This window comes from Pseudomarimonas arenosa (assembly GCF_014841215.1).
Lineage (GTDB): Bacteria > Pseudomonadota > Gammaproteobacteria > Xanthomonadales > Xanthomonadaceae > Pseudomarimonas > Pseudomarimonas arenosa.
In genome coordinates this window covers 121,306-135,993 of sequence record NZ_JACYTR010000002.1, presented here as the reverse complement: position 1 = coordinate 135,993, position 14,688 = coordinate 121,306, and the positions used below count along the sequence as shown (strand labels likewise).

Sequence of the window (14,688 nt, the reverse complement as noted above, 5' to 3'; positions counted from 1 at the left end):
TCGATCACACCGCGATGCCAATTCCGGATCGGTAGCCGAAAAGGTTTGCAGTGGTAGGAGCTTTCCGGTGGAAGACTCAACCACGACCTCGCAGTTCGTTGTCAATTTGCTCGCTTCAACGGCCGCCATGAACTTAGCGGCTTGGATGGCGCGAGCCTCGGACGGGTGCAAGCCCTTGGCGACGCCTTCTCGGCGCACGCAATACTGATCATCGACACGGAGAACGTAGTAGCGAATCATGGGATCATCCTGCTAAGTAGGAGGATGCCCAGGCACAGCTTTTCCTGGTGGTTGCCTGCCAGGTCAGGATTCCTGCTTGGGCTTCCGGGGCGGTTTCAGAATGCCAATCCGTGCGGCCAAGATCAGTCAGGCAACCTGGGCAATCGATGTAGGACTTTTCCTACGTTCTGAGCAAAAGTCCGGAATGAACGAGCATTGAGGACCGGAAGACAGCCCCGCGGCGAAGAGGTATAGAGTTGGGGCTGGCCACGTGAGATTTCCTGTGACTGGTGACCGCCACACGACATGCTCCCCAACCACGTCCCAACTTTTACGCATTGCGCCGGACATCCTCGACGAGTCGGCGGTGCCGCAAGCAGTGCGCTTCGACGTTGCCTCTTGACTGGCTCGCTGGCCGGAGATGCCGCAGCCGGCGTAGCAGGAGTCGCGTGGGTCTTCGGCGACATTGGCGCGGAGCCTATCGATGACAGCTGAGCCGAGAGCGGACAGGCTGCGCGACACCCTCTTCCCAGACGGGCCACCGACGACCACCAATGACACATTGAGAGTTCTCGAGTGAACCTGCCCTCCGCCCCTTATTTGGCTCGCTCTGCTTTGACCGCTTTCTTTCGACTCGCCCAAGCCTGGCGTCTCGATGACAACGAAGCCAAGGCCCTGCTTGGTCATCCCGACCAGCGAACTTTCGAGCATTGGAGACACTCAGCGCTAGACGCTGTATCAGCCGACACCCTGACCCGCATTTCCTATCTGCTCGGAATCTATCGGTCGCTGAACACGCTATTTGAGCAGCCGACCCAAGCGGACGAATGGGTGAGACGACCTAACAGCGGGTCGCTCTTTCAAGGCGCATCGGCGCTGGAATTCATGCTGAGCGGTGACATCAGCGCATTATCAAGAGTGCGCGAATACCTCGATCATGAAACCGCGTGATTGGCTCATTGGGGGAATTGCTCGGCGACTGGCCTCTAGGCTGTCGGCCATCGCCAATTTATTGGGCGACAATGTCGTGATCTCTCAAGCAAAGTCGGCCAGACTCGATTCACCGGCTGCAGCGGCGGCGCTTCATTAGACAGCCGACGGGCAGTTGCCTGTCCTTTGGCAGTACCGGTCATTGCGCCGCGGAGAACCTTTGCGGAACGTTTGCTTGCCGGCGACGGCACTCAAGAACTAGCGGTTGAACCGGCAGAGCAATGGGCGAACCCGAGTGGACTGAAGGTGCCGTTCGGCATCTGATCGAACAGGGGCGCTACCAACTCACGCTCCACGTTGGCGCTCAGTACGTCCAATTAGATTAGGGACGCATAACGCTACCGATAGTTTTATGCGTCCTGAAAATCATTCGAAGGGAACCTGATGCCCAAGAGTTCAATCGGCCATCAAGAACGACTACGAGCGGTTGAGAACCTGCTGCTGTGGGCAGGGCAGGTGTCGCGCGCTCGTCTGGCCGAATTGTTTGAAGTTCACGGCACGGTTCTGAGCCGTGACATGGCAGCGCATGTCGAGTCGGTGCCGGACAACTGTAGGTACGACCTTACGGCGCGCGCGTATATCGTGACGCCCTATGCGAGACCGCACCTCACTGAAGGGAAATTTGAGGAGTACGAAGGTTTGGTGGGCTCGCTGCCGGCAAAAGGGTTGCGAGCGGGTGTCCAGCTAGTGTCGATTCAGCAGAACGGCACCGATGTCAAACGCTGGAGTTTTTCGCGGATTCACATCGCGATTCGTGAGGGAAAGCAAATTGATATCGAATATCGATCGCTGTCCAATCCAGTGAAGCATCCGCGCACGATTCGTCCACACGCATTTATTCAGGCGGGACCGCGTTGGCATGTTCGTGCTTATTGCGGAATGGCGGAGGGGTTCCGGGATTTCAACTTGGGTCGCATTGCCAGGGTGGAGGACCCCGTGGCAACCGAAATGCCAGGGCCAGAGAGCGATCGAGAGTGGAACAGGGTGATCGAGCTTAGGTTGCGACCGCACCCGCATTTGAACCGGGAGCAAGAACAGTTGGTTCGGGATGAATGCCTGGCCGGGACCGTCATGCGTGTCTTCGAGGTACGGCTACCGCTATCGAAATTTGTGATTCAAGCCCGAGGCGCCGCGATCGATGTGGACACCCAAGCACCGCCTGAGTACCTATTGGCCGTTTACGAACCAGAAGCACTTCCTCACGGGGCGTTGCTGTAGCGGGTCTCGCAACCAGATGTCGGGACGATTGTGAGACGCTGTTCCATGTGGGCCCAGTGACAGGGAAGCTGCAGTAGCCGGCCAAAACCGCTGTAACCTATTGCTCTGATGAGGATTCTGGACAAAGCGCTAATCCTGACCGATCCTGCGCGCTCTGAGTCAGAACTACACGGATGGGCGCATGAAGCGGAACTGGAGCGATGATGAGCTACAGGAGTTCTGGTCTCTAAGCCCCGACGAGTTGGACTTGCTCCCGCCGAAATCACCCGCCCGGCGCCTGGGCTTTGCGCTGCAACTGAAGTTTCTGCAGATCGAAGGCCGCTTTCCAGAGGGCCGGCGCGATATTCCCGCAATCCCTGTTCGATTCGTCGCCGAGCAGATCGGCGGGCACGCCAAGCACATCTCCGGCTACGACATCGACGGCCGCACTGCCCGTAGGGATCGCAGTCTGATCCGTGAAGCACTGAAGTACCATGCCGCAAACGACAATGACAGCCGCCGGATGTTGGATTGGCTGGTTGCCGACATCTTGACGCGAGGGCCAGAGCCGACCCGTCTCGATGACCTCGTCATCGGTTGGTTCAAAGAGCAGCGCGTCGAGGTTCCTGCCGAGGCCAGCCGCCAGCGCTTCGTCCGCTCTGCCCTCAAGAACTTTGAAGACGGGCTGTGTGCCGGCATCGCCAGCAAGCTCTCAGATTCCGCGAAGGAATTGATCGACCGCTTGGTGAGCGCCGATAGCGGAGAAGACACCGTCGCCGTTGTCGACAATACGCGCCGTGCTGCGACCCTCGGGGAGATCAAGTCGGACCCTCGACGTCCCAGCCTCGATACGATGTTCGAAGAGGTCGCCAAACTCAGAACCATAGATCGCTTGGAGCTTCCCAAGGACCTGCTTTCCGACGTCGCCCCTCGGGTCATCGATCAGTATCGGCGACGCGTGGCCACCGAGCCGCCCAGCGATCTGCGGCTTCGCGTGGACTCCGTTCGCCACGCGATGTTGGCTACGTTCTGCTGGCAAAGGCGCCGAGAGATACTGGACGGACTGGTGGAATTGCTGATCCACACTGTTCACCGCATCGGCGCGTCGGCCGAGCACCGGGTCGAAAAAGAGATGTTCGAGGATTTCCGGCGCGTGCGCGGCAAGACGACCGTGCTCTTCAAGCTTGCGGAGGCCGCGGTCGACCACCCCGACGGCGTCGTGCAGGAGGTGCTGTATCCGGTCGTGGGCGAGCAGACCCTGCGCGACCTGGTCAAGGAGTTCAAGTCCAGTGGCCCGCTGTTCCGGACCGTTGTCCATACTGTGATGCGCGCCTCCTACAGCAACCACTACCGCCGCATGCTGCCGCTGCTGCTCGACGCGCTGCCCTTCCGAAGCAACAACAGTGCGTATCGCCCCATCATGGATGCGTTGGCTCTGCTGCAAGCGAACCGCGGCAAGCGCTTCCAGTTCTTCGCCGTGAGCGACAATCTGCCGGTCGATGGGGTGATCAAGCCGAAGTGGCAAGAGATCGTGATCGAGACCGCACCCAATGGTGATCGGCGCATCAATCGCATCAACTACGAGATCTGCGTGCTGCAGTCCCTTCGTGATGCCCTTCGCAGCAAGGAGATCTGGGTCGAAGGAGCGGATCGGTTCCGCAATCCGGACGAGGATCTACCGAAGGACTACGCCGAGAATCGCGCGGAGTACTACGCGGCGCTGAAGCTGGTCGATGCGCCCGAGCCGCTGATCGCCGATCTCCAGCGTGCGATGAAGGAAGGGCTGGCGCTGCTCAACAAGGGAATGCCCAGCAATCCCGGTGTGAGAGTCCTGCAACGCGGGCCGCACCGATTGAGCGTTTCGCCGCTTGATCCCCAGGTCGAGCCACCCAACCTCGCGGCGATGAAGGAGCGCATTCTTGCCCGGTGGCCAGCCACCGGTCTTCTAGACGTGCTGAAGGAAGCGGAACTGCGCATTGGGTTCACTGCGGCGTTCAAGACCGCCGCCTCGCGCGAGGCTTTGGAGCGCACCGAGATTCAGCGTCGGCTGCTGCTCTGCCTTTACGGTCTGGGGACCAACGCGGGGCTAAAGCGTGTGCTGGCCGGCGACACCGCCATTACCTACAAAGAGCTGCTCTACACGCGTCGCCGCTTCATTCACAAGTCCGCGCTGCGCGATGCCATTGCCCGTGTTGTGAACGCTATTTTCGCCATTCGCCAGGTGGAGCTGTGGGGGGAAGGCACCACGGCCTGCGCCTCCGACTCGAAGAAGTTCGGCGCCTGGGACCAGAACCTGATGACTGAGTGGCACATTCGCTACGGCGGGCGTGGGGTGATGATTTACTGGCATGTCGAGAAGAAGTCGGTCTGCATCCACTCGCAGTTGAAGCGCTGCTCGTCATCGGAAGTCGCCGCGATGATGGAGGGGGTGCTGCGGCACTGTACAGACATGACGGTCGAGAAGAACTACGTCGATACGCATGGCCAGAGTGAAGTGGCCTTCGCGTTCAGTCACCTGCTCGGCTTTGAGCTCCTGCCTCGCCTGAAGGCCATCAATCGGCAGCGACTGTATTTGCCTGAGTCGGGTGCCGGGTCGCTGTATCCAGCGCTCCAGCCCATTCTGACGCGCCCGATCAACTGGGAGCTGATCTCGCAGCAGTACGACGAGATGGTGAAGTACGCCACGGCGTTGCGCCTGGGTACCGCGGATTCCGAGTCCATCCTGCGTCGATTCACCCGAACGAACGCCCAGCATCCGACCTACGCAGCGCTAGCTGAGTTGGGCCGTGCGGTGAAGACCGTCTTTCTCTGCCGCTACCTGCATTCCGAAGGCCTGCGCCGAGAGATTCACGAGGGCCTCAACGTGGTGGAGAACTGGAACAGCGCAAACGGCTTCATCTTCTACGGCAAGAGCGGTGAGGTCGCCACCAACCGTTTGGAAGACCAGGAGATATCAGTGCTGGCGCTGCACCTTCTGCAGTTGAGCCTGGTGTACGTGAACACTCTGATGATTCAATCGGTGATGAAGGAGCCTGCGTGGCGCCAGCGCTTGACGACTGAGGATCGTCGCGGCCTCACGCCGCTCTTCTACGTGCACGTGAATCCATACGGTCGCTTCGATCTTGACATGGACGCACGATTGCCACTCGATCGTGCGTCTTGACTGAACACCGCACCCGCGATTGAAGCAGCAGGTAAGGTCGAGGTGCTCGCAGCTACGCGGACTTCGCGCCGAGCACGATGATGCCGGCACCGAGCAGGCACACCGAGGTGCCGAGGGCGTCAGTCCATGTCGGGCGAACGGCGTCCACGACCCAAAGCCAAACCAGGGCAACACCGATATAGACGCCACCGTAGGCGGCGTAGACACGGCCAGCGGCATGCGGGTGAAGCGTCAGCAGCCAGACAAACAGCGCCAGGCTTGCCGCCGCCGGCAGCAGCAACCACGCCGAGCGATCGTGCTTCAACCAGAGATAGGGTAGGTAGCAGCCGACGATCTCGGCCAGCGCGGTGGCGACGAACAGCCCGAAAATCTTGAACAGTTCCATGGGTGATCCTTGGGTTGCCGGGCTTAACGACGCCGCCCGCATGGGGAGAGATCAGGGCGCGGCCGGAGGCTGAGTCTGACGAAGCGATGCGATCAGTGGGCATGACACTGATCCATGTGTCGAACGGCACTGCTTGAGCAATCGCGCCAATGCTGACTCGATGCGGGACAAGTCATCCAGTTTGGCGCGCACGTCCGCCAATCGAAGTGCGGCCATGGCGGCAGCCTCATCGCAGTGCGTGCCATCTTCCAGTGCGAGCAATTGCGCCACTTCCTGCAGGCTGAAGCCCAGGCTTTGGGCCGATTTGATGAAGCGAACGCGATCGACGTCATCCGCCCCGTACTTGCGCACGCGACCAAGCGGGCGCTCTGGCTCGGTCACGGCACCAGGCTCACCGGCTGTCTGCACATTGTGCCCCAGGGGACAACCTAATGCTGGCCAACTCCTTCGATACGACCCACTTTCACCGTGCTCGAATCTGCAGCAACCGCAGTGGGTTACGCGGCGACAATCTCCCGAACCACGGGGTTGCGTCTGAATTGAGGGTAAGAGGTTCGTTCGATCGATGCCATAACGCCTCGTTTAGCCAAAGGTGTTTTCGGCCGCGTCCTTCTAGGGACTTCGTAGAGCCCTCGCAATGCCCAATAGCCGTATCAGCTCGCGAGCATGCTGCGGGGTACCGTCCCAACTTCGGTGAAGGGCCCGCTCAAGATTGGCGCCCCAGTCTTCTCGTATCGAGTCTGAAAGGCGTTGTGACAAGTCGATGCCGGCGGCGCGACACAGTCGATGAACCGCGGGTGATGCGCGTCTAAAGCGGCCCGCGAGAATGCGACTGAGTTGCCCCTGCGACACTTTCGCTGTCTGCCTGAGTTGCGCTTGCGTCAGTCCCTGGGAGTTTCGCCAGCGATCGATCGCGTGCCCTAAATCTTGGGCCTGCGATGCGGCGACAGCCACATTGAGTTGTTTAGACGAAATGCGCATAAGCTGTTATAAGTATGCGCATAGAATCCATCTTGGCGCCACCCAACGTCGCAGACGATGAGATCTCCGTCTTGGATTGTTCGGTGTAGTCTTGGAGCGGCCGTCATGACCACCACCTCGAAAATCGAATGGACCGAGCAGACCTGGAACCCGATCGTTGGGTGCACAAAACTCTCTGCCGGCTGTAAACACTGCTATGCCGAGACGATGGCCAAGCGACTACAAGCTATGGGCACCGCCGGCTACGAGAATGGCTTTGCGCTGAGGCTCATTCCGGAGCGCTTGGCGGATCCGCACAGGCGCCAGAAGCCGACGGTGTACTTCGTCAATTCGATGTCGGATCTGTTCCACGACAAGGTTCCCGACGCCTACATCGAGCAAGTCTTTGGCGTTATTGCTGATACGCCACGGCACCACTATCAGATTCTGACTAAGCGCGCCGCGCGCATGGCTCGGTTCTTCCGCACTCGGGCGGTTCCTTCCAATGTATGGCTCGGGGTATCAGTCGAAAACCGACGCCACGGCGTGCCTCGCATCGACTACTTGCGTGAGGTCCCTGCGCGAATTCGGTTTTTGTCGGTTGAACCGCTGCTGGAGGATGTGGGTGTTCTCGACCTGCGCGACATTCATTGGGTCATCGTGGGCGGAGAATCCGGCCCCAAGGCTCGGCCCATGAAACCGGAATGGGCGGACGCGGTGCGCATTCAGTGCGCAGACCAGGACGTGGCGTTCTTCTTCAAGCAATGGGGCGGCTGGGGCGCCGACGGCAAGCGTCGAGCCAAATCCAAGAATGGGCGATTGCTCAACGGCCGCACCTGGGATGAAATGCCCGCTCACGCGTTCTAGCCAGGGAGCCAACGATGGCGCGAAAGCCCTACGAATGGCCGGCGGATGGTTCACCCGCCATCATTCAGCAACACAGCGTCGCCAAGCATGATGTTCTGCGGGCCTACTTGCTCAACTACATTCAAACGCTGGTAGTGTCACCACAGCAGGATCAACTGCGCGTGACCTTGGTCGACGGCTTTGCGGGTGGCGGAATCTACAGACACGACGCAACACGGGAAACCATTTATGGATCGCCTTTCGCGCTACTTGAATCCGCCAAGTCAGCGGCCGAGATGCTCAACCACGGTCGCCAGAAGCCATTGCACATGGATATCGACTACTTCTTCGTTGAAGTCGACCGCAACGCGCACGCCTCGCTGCAGCGGACGCTGATCGATCAAGGGTACGGCGAGCGCATCGGGCGCGATATTCACTTGATTAACAGCGCCTTTGAAACGCAGATCGAGCCCATTCTTCAATTCATCGCCAAGAAGTCACCCAAATCAGGGCGTTCCATCTTCCTGCTAGACCAATACGGCTACTCTGAAGTACCCACTGCGCAGATCCGTGGCATTTTTGATGTGCTTCCAGCAGCTGAAGTGATCTTGACTTTCAACGTTGATTCGTTTCTCACTTACGCGAGCGATTCCCCGGCGACAAGGAAAACGCTCACCGACATCGGAATCCCGGACGTACTTCGGGGGCGCACGATAGACGACATCAAACGAAACGAGAAAGACTGGCGGCTGTACATTCAAAGCTGCCTCTACCGAGAATTGGTCGAAGCATGCGGCGCGCGCTTCTACACGCTCTTCTTCATCCGAACCGAGGGCCACGGCGACTACTGGCTCGTGCACTTGTCGCAACATCCGAGGGCCCGGGACGTGATGGCCCGAGTGCACTGGAGCAAGAACAACCATTTCATTCACTATGGTGGCGCTGGCATCGATATGTTTCGAGTGCTGGGCTACAGCGCAGATCGCGATCGAGCTTTCACCGGGCAGGCAGCATTTGGTTTCTGTTTTGATGACATCGCAGGCGAGTCCAGTGTCAGCAGCCTAATGGAGCAGTTGCCTCAGCTCATCTATGCGCACGATGAAGGGCTATCATTTGGCGAACTGTTCGCCACGACCTGCAACTTGTCGCCTGCCGACAGCGCTCGTTACAAGCACGCGCTGGAGCGGCTCGTTCAGCACAAGGAAATCGAAGTCGTTGGAACGGACGGCGCCAGGCGCTTCAAAGCGTCCACCATCACCGACAAGGATCAACTGCTCCCAGCGGCACAGAAGACGTTTCACTTTCTGAAGCCTCTGGATTAGTTGTCGACCTTGATGGCCGCGAGACGAGATCAGTTTCAACAGCCCTGACGTCTACGTGCTCTCGGCCCGCCTACGCTGCCCTCCGATCTACTGACGGCGGCAGTTCCGTGCGCTATGCTGGCGGCACAGCCGCGTCACGCTGAACCTGCTGCCGGGTTAAACGACGTCGATGCAACGCAACGTCTCGCGACCGTGCCTATCCTCCGGTCGATGCGTAATCGGCAGACTTCGACCATGCATTGAGGAATTCGGCATGCCTGGAAGTACTTTCTTCGTTACTGAGTCGGCTCTTCGCAACTTGAAAGCCCGCGCCCAGCGAGGCGTGTGCGGCGTGTCCTCGTCTCACATGAGCGAGGCAGTTGCTGCAGCTCTGGGGTTCAAGTCGCACGCGGCACTCCGCGCTGCGCTATCGGTCGGGGTCACCGCCGAGGTTCAGAAACCCGACAACGCCCGTTTAGCGGGCCGTCTGCGTCAATTGGGCTACCAGGTCCCTGATGGGCTCAGGCTACTGCCTGAACTCGACCGATCGTACTCACCGTTTCGAACGTATTCGCTGCGCAAAAAGCGAGGGGTTCGTTGGATGGCTTGGCGCAATTTGATGGTGTCCGCCATTAACGCTGGACTTCAACAACGCGTGTTCGGGCTGGCGCCCCGCGAGGATTGGTGGCCTGGTAGCGCGCCTGGCCGGAATGGCGGGGCACCCGGGAACTATGAGTTTGAGTTTGCCGACGACATTCCTGCTGCCGCGACTGTCACCGCCATCAGCGGAGACGAATTGGCTTTGCACGTGGTGTTTCAGCCACACAGTCGGGACGTCATGCCGGACCGTGCTTATGGTCTTGGAGATGGCACTGCCATTGCGCATGGGTGGCTGGAAAGGCGACTGGGCGCGTGGTTGATGGACGGTGGTGAGGAGTTCAGCTGCAAACGCGCAGCGCTGTCAGGCTTGGCTGACGCTACCGTTGAGCCGTTGGGCTATGCGGATCAAGGCGCCTTCATCATGTGACGGCGGCGGAAATTCCGAGCGTGCTATTTGAACACTGATCGCGTCGCACAACCGTTGCCCGCAACTAGGTGGGCAGCGGTTGTTGTGTGCGTGCTTCCGCTAACCGTTACGTTTTTCTAAACCCGCCTCAAGTCGTTGCTTGTCGCTGAGGATGGGATCCACATAGCGTGCGGCAGACTGGATGTCGCGCCATCCGACGTACTCCATCAAAGTCTTGAGATCCCAGCCATTGCCAGTGGCCCAGCCGGAAAACCCACGGCGAAGGGAGTGGCTTGAGTAGCGATCCGAGGCATCCACACCCGCTTCGGCAAGCAGACGGCGCAACAATGGGAGGAAGCTCTTGGGGTTCATCGCCTGCCGACCCGGCCGTCCCCATCGATCGACACGCCGAAATACCGGTCCGGCTTGAAGTTCGGACGCCGCGATCCATTCGGCCATCGCCTCCACAGGACACAACCTCGTCAGCGCGGGCACTTGGATAGCACGTCCCAAATTCTCGCGGTCCGCCTTTGACGTCGGGACGAAGAGTGCCATGCCCTCACTGGCACGCATGCTCACGTGCTCAATCTGGAGGTTTGCGAGATCGTCGGCCCGAAATGCGCGCCAAAAGCCGAGCAGGACCAGCGCTCGGTCGCGAACGGCTCGCAGCTTGCAGCTCCGATCGCCGCACTCACGGGCTTCGTGGGCCACCTCTCGACAATGCGCATCGATGCGTTCGAGGACGACCAGTTGGATCGGCTTAGCTTGCTTTTGCGCGCGCGGATGGATCGCACGAATTCCGCGCAACGTCTTTCGCACGAGTTCGTCTCGAGTCGGGTCGACGAACCCATGGCTGCAGTGCCACTGCGCCAACGCGGACAAGCGCTGGCGCAGTGTGCTGTCGGATAGGAGGCCCGCATAGGTCGCGAGATACTGCGCGACGATCTCTGAACTGGTCGGCAGAAGTCCGCCAAACTCCCGCTCGAAATGTCGGATCGCTTGCGCGTAGCTGATCTCGGTATTCTTCCGAGTCGCGGCAGCCAAGTAGCGTTCCAATGCGGTCATGACGCTAAGCGCGGAAGGGTACGTCATGATGATACAAGGCAGGCCGGATACCGTTTAATGACTGCCTGACCTGTAGGCCCTTGGTTGGGTTGGCAAACCCTTGCCGTGTATACCACTGCCCCAGTGCTGCCAGTCGCCGTTGGAGGGTGTTGTTAGCACGCGAACCTGCGTAGTGCGCCAGAAATTCAGCAATGGCAGCCGGAGCGGCGGGAAGCAGTCCACCCCTATCTTGCTCAAAGTGCCGGGGCGCCTGTGCGTAGCCAAGTCGCTTGTTCGATCGTGGGGCGGCGGCTAGATAACGTTCCAGGGCCATAAAGAGGGCCATTGAGAATATCGAGAGGCACGATACCACGGGGCCAGACCGCACTCAGATCGCTACCTCAAGCACTTGATCCTGGTCAAATCGCTTTACCTTCATGCGGCGTAAGGTGTCTCCGTCAGCGTAACGAGCATGTCGAAGTGAACAGAAGGCTCGCCCGGTTCCGTACAAAGGTCGCGATCTGCGTACTGCTTTCCCTGCTATTCAGTCAGTGGGTGGCGGCGGCCCATCTCTGCGCAACAGAGCAGGACGCCGGTGGGCACGCGGGCCTCGAAGTGGCCGGTGCTCAGGGCTGTCACCATGAGCATGAGGGCTCGGACCAAGGTCCCGACGACGCGAACGCCGATCTCACGTGCGCGCTACATTGCGCCCAGCCCGACGAAGCATCGGCACCGGTCAAGATTCCAGGGCTCGACGGGAGTCTGGCTGGACACGTCTGGATTCCAGCGCTGGCGGCCGACACCGGCATCCTTCCAGTTCTGTCGACGTTTGACCCCGAGTCATCGCGAGATGCCCGACGGCGTCTCATCGAACGCGGTGCGCTACTGATCTAGCGTCTTCCCCGGCCAGCGAACGGTCTCGCGCACTGCACTCGATGCCGCGCGAGGCCCCATGTGCGCTTGGCTTGGCCAGCGTGCCCGTTGGATCGAGCCTCGTCTGGCTCCTGGACGCTCAATATGAACGTAGTCACTCGTACCAGCGTGCGTCCACGGCCTTCGCAGGTTGCGCCTCACAACACGAAGCTTGACCTGTGTGTCGCACACAGGATTAGGGTTGACGTGAGCTACTGGAGGGCATCGTGATCTCCTCGAACAAACAGGTTTCCACTCTCACAGTGCGACGCCTTGCGCAGCAGGCAGGGGTGACGGTGCACATCGTGCGGAATTACTTGCGGCGCGGCCTGTTGCGCGCAAGCGCGCGAAGTCCCAGCGGGTATCAGCTGTTTTCGTCAGCCGAACTGCAACGCCTGCAGTTCATTCGCACAGCGCAACGGCTCGGATTCACCCTCGGCGAAATTGAGGAGATCCTCCGTCGCAGTCGCCAACGCAAGTCGCCGTGCCCCATGGTGCGCGAACTCATGGGACGGAGGCTTGAGCAAACCCGCTCGCAGCTTGAAGAACTGCTCGCACTGCAGCGTCGCATGACCAATGCCATCGAGCATTGGGCCGACCTGCCGGATGCGACGCCGTCGGGCGACGACGTCTGCGTACTGATCGAAGCGCTGATGCCGATGGAATTCCCCGACGCCTCCCAGCCGGGGACGCGTCGTCCGTTTTGGCAAGGGCCTGTTCCCGGCCAGGACCGCTGAAGGCGACGCTTTGCGCCGGATTCGGCAACCCAATTAACCCATCACTGGAGCCGCACTGATGAACACGCACCCGCAAGCCGATGGCCACAAGCCGCACCGATCGAACATCGTGTTCTGGTTGTTCGCAGGGGTGGCCGTCTATTTCCTGCTGATCGAACATCGCCAACACCTGTTCGGGTTCTTGCCCTTCCTACTGATCCTATTGTGTCCGCTGATGCACATGTTCCACCACGGCCATGGTGGTCACGGCTCCGACGGGAAACAAGGCGAGACACCGGACAAGGGCGCGCCTGCCGACTCGCGTTCGAACGACAACCACCAGGCTCACTGAGGAGCACATCATGAGCGAGATATCCGGCTACGGCCTGTGGATGTACGCCGCGCTCAATGCGGCTCTGTTCATCTTTTTCGCCTGGAGTTTCTACAAGCCGCTCAACGCCCGCGACTGGCGCAGCTTCGGCATGTACTCCGCGTTCGTCGTGGCGCTGTTCGCCGAGATGTACGGATTTCCCTTGTCGCTGTACTTCCTTTCCGGCTGGCTGGGCACGCGGTATCCGGAAGTGAACTGGCTGTCCCACGATGCAGGCCACGTGTTGGAAATGCTCTTTGGCTGGCGCGTGAACCCTCACTTCGGGCCCTTCCACATTGCCAGCTTCGTGTTCATCTTCGGCGGGTTCTCATTGCTGGCGAAAGCCTGGCCGGTGCTCTATCGAGCACAGCTCATTGGTCAGATGGCCACGTCCGGCATTTACGCGCGGATGCGCCACCCGCAGTACGTCGGGTTTGTGCTGATCATGTTCGGCTTCCTGCTGCAGTGGCCGACCTTGCTCACCCTAGCGATGTTCCCGGTGCTGGTTGGCGTCTACGCCGCGCTGGCGCGACGGGAGGAGCGTGAGTGCGAGGCGCGCTTCGGCGAAGCGTTCCGACAGTACCGACTGCGCACGCCGGCGTTCATTCCCAGTTGGGGGCAGCGTCCCGGAAAAGCGGCCACACCCTGATCGAACTTCACGCTCAGCGGCACCGGACCGCGCAGCGCCATTTGGACGGTCTCCGGCAACCGTCCAACTTCGCCAATCAATGGAGCCTTCCATGAATCGCAATGCGTCTTCCATCTCCACAAAGTCCCGGTCGATCCGACGGGTCTTGATCGGACTTGCAATGTCAGGACTGATCGCCTCGTTCGCATCGACGGCGGCTGAAACGCCGTCGATGCGCCACACACACTTTATGCGTGGACAAGTCGTTGAAGCCCAGGACCAGTCACTGGTCATCTGCATCGGCAGCGCCGATGGCGCCAGCATCGGACAACAGTTGGATGTCGTCCAACACCGGCGCGTCAGAACTGGCCCCAAGGGCATGGGGCGTTTCGAGCGCGAAGTTGTGGGCAAGGTACGCATCGACGCCATCGTTGACGAGCATTACGCCGAGGCCACGGTGATTTCGGGAACGGCAGGAAAGAACGACAGCGTTGAACTGGCCCCACCAAAGGAATAGAGACACAGCGCCGGCCACTGAATGGCACTCCCTACCCTGAGAGTTGCGCCCGACCCGCGTCTCCTTGGGACCCGACCGACCCCGCACCAAGAGGAACCCACCATCATGAAGTTGATTCCGTCCAAGTTCGGCCTGAGTTGCGCCTTCACGGCCGCTCTGCTGTGGCTCGCCTGCAGCGTTCTAGTCGCAATGCTGCCGGCAGCCATGCTTTCGCTGTCCGGCGACATGTTCCACATGCAGCTTTCAGCGATGGGCTGGCATCTGACGTGGACCGGCGTGCTGATTGGCCTGATTGCATGGAGCATCGTTGCCGGCCTGACCGGCGCGACCCTCGCTGCCATTTACAACCGGCTGGCCTGACGACCGCGCGGAAACCGCCCCTCCGCTGATGAGCGGATGGCTGTACTCCCAAGGCCCAGCACCAGACAGGACAC

Annotated in this window: 15 protein-coding genes; 11 read left to right on the top strand and 4 right to left on the bottom strand. The window is 60.1% G+C overall.

Translation table 11 applies throughout. The features are described from left to right. Positions 1-795 precede the first annotated feature (795 nt). The 3 genes from IFO71_RS01605 to IFO71_RS01595 all read left to right on the top strand — a co-directional run bounded on the left by IFO71_RS01605 (position 796) and on the right by IFO71_RS01595 (position 5,569). Positions 796-1,170 (top strand): antitoxin Xre/MbcA/ParS toxin-binding domain-containing protein, encoded by a 375-nt coding sequence (locus IFO71_RS01605; RefSeq protein WP_332309288.1) that lies wholly within the window; start codon positions 796-798, stop codon positions 1,168-1,170. 423 nt (positions 1,171-1,593) lie between these two features. Continuing rightward, positions 1,594-2,427 (top strand): WYL domain-containing protein, encoded by an 834-nt coding sequence (locus IFO71_RS01600; RefSeq protein ID WP_192027768.1) that lies wholly within the window; start codon positions 1,594-1,596, stop codon positions 2,425-2,427. A 181-nt stretch (positions 2,428-2,608) separates the two neighbouring features. Further along, complete coding sequence (locus IFO71_RS01595; RefSeq protein ID WP_192027767.1) at positions 2,609-5,569, top strand: Tn3 family transposase; 2,961 nt, start codon at positions 2,609-2,611, stop codon at positions 5,567-5,569. A gap of 52 nt (positions 5,570-5,621) precedes the next feature. On the opposite strand, the gene IFO71_RS01590 is transcribed toward IFO71_RS01595, so the two are convergent. The 3 genes from IFO71_RS01590 to IFO71_RS22605 all read right to left on the bottom strand — a co-directional run bounded on the left by IFO71_RS01590 (position 5,622) and on the right by IFO71_RS22605 (position 6,935). Further along, positions 5,622-5,954, bottom strand: coding sequence for a YnfA family protein (locus IFO71_RS01590; protein WP_192027766.1), 333 nt, complete (start codon positions 5,952-5,954; stop codon positions 5,622-5,624). A gap of 51 nt (positions 5,955-6,005) precedes the next feature. Then, positions 6,006-6,374 carry a MerR family DNA-binding protein gene (locus tag IFO71_RS01585; RefSeq protein ID WP_192027834.1) on the bottom strand — a complete coding sequence of 123 codons (369 nt, stop codon included), beginning with the start codon at positions 6,372-6,374 and terminating at the stop codon, positions 6,006-6,008. Between the two features lie 192 nt (positions 6,375-6,566). Continuing rightward, positions 6,567-6,935 (bottom strand): helix-turn-helix domain-containing protein, encoded by a 369-nt coding sequence (locus tag IFO71_RS22605; protein ID WP_192027765.1) that lies wholly within the window; start codon positions 6,933-6,935, stop codon positions 6,567-6,569. A gap of 105 nt (positions 6,936-7,040) precedes the next feature. Here IFO71_RS22605 and IFO71_RS01575 point away from each other — a divergent pair, with 105 nt between their 5' ends. From IFO71_RS01575 to IFO71_RS01565, 3 genes are all read left to right on the top strand, one after another. Further along, on the top strand, positions 7,041-7,781 hold the full coding sequence (locus tag IFO71_RS01575; RefSeq protein ID WP_192027764.1) for a DUF5131 family protein: 741 nt from the start codon (positions 7,041-7,043) through the stop codon (positions 7,779-7,781). Positions 7,782-7,795: 14 nt separating this feature from the next. Next, on the top strand, positions 7,796-9,082 hold the full coding sequence (locus IFO71_RS01570) for a three-Cys-motif partner protein TcmP (protein WP_192027763.1): 1,287 nt from the start codon (positions 7,796-7,798) through the stop codon (positions 9,080-9,082). A gap of 580 nt (positions 9,083-9,662) precedes the next feature. Further along, positions 9,663-10,088 carry a hypothetical protein gene (locus tag IFO71_RS01565; protein WP_192027762.1) on the top strand — a complete coding sequence of 142 codons (426 nt, stop codon included), beginning with the start codon at positions 9,663-9,665 and terminating at the stop codon, positions 10,086-10,088. 99 nt (positions 10,089-10,187) lie between these two features. On the opposite strand, the gene IFO71_RS01560 is transcribed toward IFO71_RS01565, so the two are convergent. Continuing rightward, complete coding sequence (locus IFO71_RS01560) at positions 10,188-11,132, bottom strand: tyrosine-type recombinase/integrase (RefSeq protein ID WP_192027761.1); 945 nt, start codon at positions 11,130-11,132, stop codon at positions 10,188-10,190. Between the two features lie 1,118 nt (positions 11,133-12,250). On the opposite strand from IFO71_RS01560, the gene IFO71_RS01555 reads away from it, so the two are divergent. The 5 genes from IFO71_RS01555 (at position 12,251) to IFO71_RS01535 (ending at position 14,614) form a co-directional block, all read left to right on the top strand. Then, entirely contained in the window at positions 12,251-12,760 is a 510-nt protein-coding gene (locus IFO71_RS01555) for a MerR family DNA-binding protein (protein ID WP_332309287.1), read from the top strand. Positions 12,761-12,818: 58 nt separating this feature from the next. Continuing rightward, on the top strand, positions 12,819-13,091 hold the full coding sequence (locus IFO71_RS01550; RefSeq protein WP_192027760.1) for a DUF2933 domain-containing protein: 273 nt from the start codon (positions 12,819-12,821) through the stop codon (positions 13,089-13,091). A gap of 10 nt (positions 13,092-13,101) precedes the next feature. After that, a complete protein-coding gene (locus IFO71_RS01545) occupies positions 13,102-13,758 on the top strand; it encodes a methyltransferase family protein (protein ID WP_192027759.1) in 657 nt (218 codons plus the stop codon). 91 nt (positions 13,759-13,849) lie between these two features. Next, a complete protein-coding gene (locus IFO71_RS01540; protein WP_192027758.1) occupies positions 13,850-14,254 on the top strand; it encodes a hypothetical protein in 405 nt (134 codons plus the stop codon). A 105-nt stretch (positions 14,255-14,359) separates the two neighbouring features. After that, positions 14,360-14,614: a DUF5676 family membrane protein gene (locus IFO71_RS01535; RefSeq protein WP_192027757.1), complete on the top strand. Its 255-nt coding sequence runs from the start codon at positions 14,360-14,362 to the stop codon at positions 14,612-14,614. Positions 14,615-14,688 lie beyond the last annotated feature (74 nt).

What these genes read in the sequence shown, in the direction of transcription:
- IFO71_RS01600 (WP_192027768.1), top strand. Translation starts at nt 1,594, where the DNA reads ATGCCCAAGAGTTCAATCGGCCATCAAGAACGACTACGAGCGGTTGAG.
- IFO71_RS01595 (WP_192027767.1), top strand. Translation starts at nt 2,609, where the DNA reads ATGAAGCGGAACTGGAGCGATGATGAGCTACAGGAGTTCTGGTCTCTA.
- IFO71_RS01590 (WP_192027766.1), bottom strand. Translation starts at nt 5,954, where the DNA reads ATGGAACTGTTCAAGATTTTCGGGCTGTTCGTCGCCACCGCGCTGGCC.
- IFO71_RS22605 (WP_192027765.1), bottom strand. Translation starts at nt 6,935, where the DNA reads ATGCGCATTTCGTCTAAACAACTCAATGTGGCTGTCGCCGCATCGCAG.
- IFO71_RS01575 (WP_192027764.1), top strand. Translation starts at nt 7,041, where the DNA reads ATGACCACCACCTCGAAAATCGAATGGACCGAGCAGACCTGGAACCCG.
- IFO71_RS01570 (WP_192027763.1), top strand. Translation starts at nt 7,796, where the DNA reads ATGGCGCGAAAGCCCTACGAATGGCCGGCGGATGGTTCACCCGCCATC.
- IFO71_RS01565 (WP_192027762.1), top strand. Translation starts at nt 9,663, where the DNA reads ATGGCTTGGCGCAATTTGATGGTGTCCGCCATTAACGCTGGACTTCAA.
- IFO71_RS01560 (WP_192027761.1), bottom strand. Translation starts at nt 11,132, where the DNA reads ATGACCGCATTGGAACGCTACTTGGCTGCCGCGACTCGGAAGAATACC.
- IFO71_RS01550 (WP_192027760.1), top strand. Translation starts at nt 12,819, where the DNA reads ATGAACACGCACCCGCAAGCCGATGGCCACAAGCCGCACCGATCGAAC.
- IFO71_RS01545 (WP_192027759.1), top strand. Translation starts at nt 13,102, where the DNA reads ATGAGCGAGATATCCGGCTACGGCCTGTGGATGTACGCCGCGCTCAAT.
- IFO71_RS01540 (WP_192027758.1), top strand. Translation starts at nt 13,850, where the DNA reads ATGAATCGCAATGCGTCTTCCATCTCCACAAAGTCCCGGTCGATCCGA.
- IFO71_RS01535 (WP_192027757.1), top strand. Translation starts at nt 14,360, where the DNA reads ATGAAGTTGATTCCGTCCAAGTTCGGCCTGAGTTGCGCCTTCACGGCC.